1 protein-coding gene is annotated in these 1888 nt (G+C 68.6%); it reads left to right on the top strand.

Annotation, left to right across the window (positions count from 1 at the left end):
* Nucleotides 1–80: 80 nt before the first annotated feature.
* Complete coding sequence (locus Adu01nite_RS47345) at nucleotides 81–1685, top strand: IS1182 family transposase (protein WP_203735989.1); 1605 nt, start codon at nucleotides 81–83, stop codon at nucleotides 1683–1685.
* Nucleotides 1686–1888 lie beyond the last annotated feature (203 nt).

Genomic DNA, 1888 nt, shown 5'->3' with positions numbered 1-1888 from the left:
CCTAGGTGACTGGTGTTAAACGGTGGCTGCCGTCGGTGTGGCAGTCATCGTTTTGCATCTATTTCCGGTAGTTTGATGGTATGACGTTGGGTAAAGCGTCGCAGCAGCTGGATCTCCTCGATCCGGTCAGCCGGTTCTGCGCCGAGTCTCTGCCGGCGAACTCGATCTACGCGTTCCTGCATGAGCACCGTGACCGCCTGTTCCCGGACAGTCTGTTCACCGACTTGTTCGCCCAGGTCGGGCGCCGGTCGGTGCCGCCGTCGGTGGTCGCGGCGGTGATGGTGCTGCAGCGCCTGGAAGGGCTGTCCGACCGGGAGGCCGTGGACCGGTTCGCGTTCGACATCCGGTGGCGATACGCGGCCGGGGTCGGTGGCTGGGACGGTGCCTCGCGGGCCGGGTTCGCGCACACGGTCCTGGTCGACATGCGCGAACGGCTACGCCGCTCGGACCGCCCGGACCGGATCTTCGAGGTCGCCCTCGAAGCGGCGGGCCAAGCAGGGCTGCTGGGCCGCCGCCGGGTCCTGGACTCGACACCGTTGTATGACGCGGTCGCCACGATGGACACCATCACCCTGATCCGCTCCGCGGTCCGCGGTCTGCTCACCGCGGCCGGCCGAAGCCTGGCCGGCGAACTACGGGCGGCGCTGACCAGCGGTGACGACTACAGCAGCACCGGCAAACCGGTCGTGGACTGGGACGACAAGAACGCCCGGGAAGCGTTGATCGACTCCCGGGCCCGTGACGGCTACGCCCTCCTCGCAGCCCTCGACGGACGCAAGGACCTGCCCGAACCCGTGCTCCAGGCGATGCGGTTACTGGCCACCGTGCTGGGCCAGGACCTGGAAACCGGCGACGACGGGATACTGCGGATCGCCCGGAAAGTCGCCACCGATCGGGTGATCTCCACCGTCGACCCGCAGGCCCGGCACGGACACAAGACCAGCCACCGCGGCTTCGACGGCTACAAAGGCCACCTCGCCGTCGACCCGGACAGCGAGATCATCACCGCCACCCAGGTCACCGCCGGTAACACCGGCGACGCCGGACCGGCCGCCGACCTGATCACCGACCTCACCGACCCGCCCGCCGACACCCCCGGCAGCACACCGGCCGGCGACCCGGCGGTCTACGGCGACGCCGCTTACGGCGCCGGTGAAGTCCTCGAACGGCTGCACGACGCCCGGATCGACATCAAGACCAAGGTCCAGCCCCCGAACGCGCCGGCCGGCAAATACACCAAGGACCAGTTCACCATCGACCTAGGCGCCGGCACGGTGACCTGCCCAAACCAAGTCACCACCCCTATCCGGCCGATCAGCGAGCACCCACGCCATGCCGGGAAAGCCGACTTCGGTAAAGCCTGCACCGGCTGCCCCCTGCGAGCCCAATGCACCGCGTCGAAGACCGGCCGGCAAATCACCATCAGCCGCTGGGAAACCCACCTCACCACGGCCCGGACCCAGCAGACCGACCCCGCCTGGAAGGCCGACTACCGGGCCACCCGCCCCAAAGTCGAACGCAAAATCGCCCACCTCATGCGCCGCCGCCACGGCGGCCGCCGCGCCCGCATGCGCGGCCTGCCACGCGTCGCCGCCGACTTCACCCTCCTGGCCGCCGCGACCAACCTCGCCCGACTCGCCACCCTCGGACTCACCCACAACCAACACCGCGGCTGGGCCACCTAACAAGCGACCCCGGGACCTCGGGACACACCGCACGACGCGCCCACAACACGCCCCGGAACCCGCCACAAACGCCCACAACCCTTACCTACCAACGCCTGCCGACCGCCCCAACCCAAACGCCGAGGAACACCCAATCAGCTACAACAGCGACCAGGACCGACCGCAAGCACCAATCAACCCGCGTTTAACACCAGTCACCTAGG

This window comes from Paractinoplanes durhamensis (genome assembly GCF_016862175.1).
Lineage (GTDB): Bacteria > Actinomycetota > Actinomycetes > Mycobacteriales > Micromonosporaceae > Actinoplanes > Actinoplanes durhamensis.
The sequence above is the reverse complement of the archived record's forward strand: the minus strand, read 5'-3'. Positions and strand labels throughout refer to the sequence as shown.

Bases quoted from the DNA above. Each gene is read 5' to 3' on its own strand.
- Adu01nite_RS47345 (WP_203735989.1), top strand. From the start codon at position 81: ATGACGTTGGGTAAAGCGTCGCAGCAGCTGGATCTCCTCGATCCGGTC.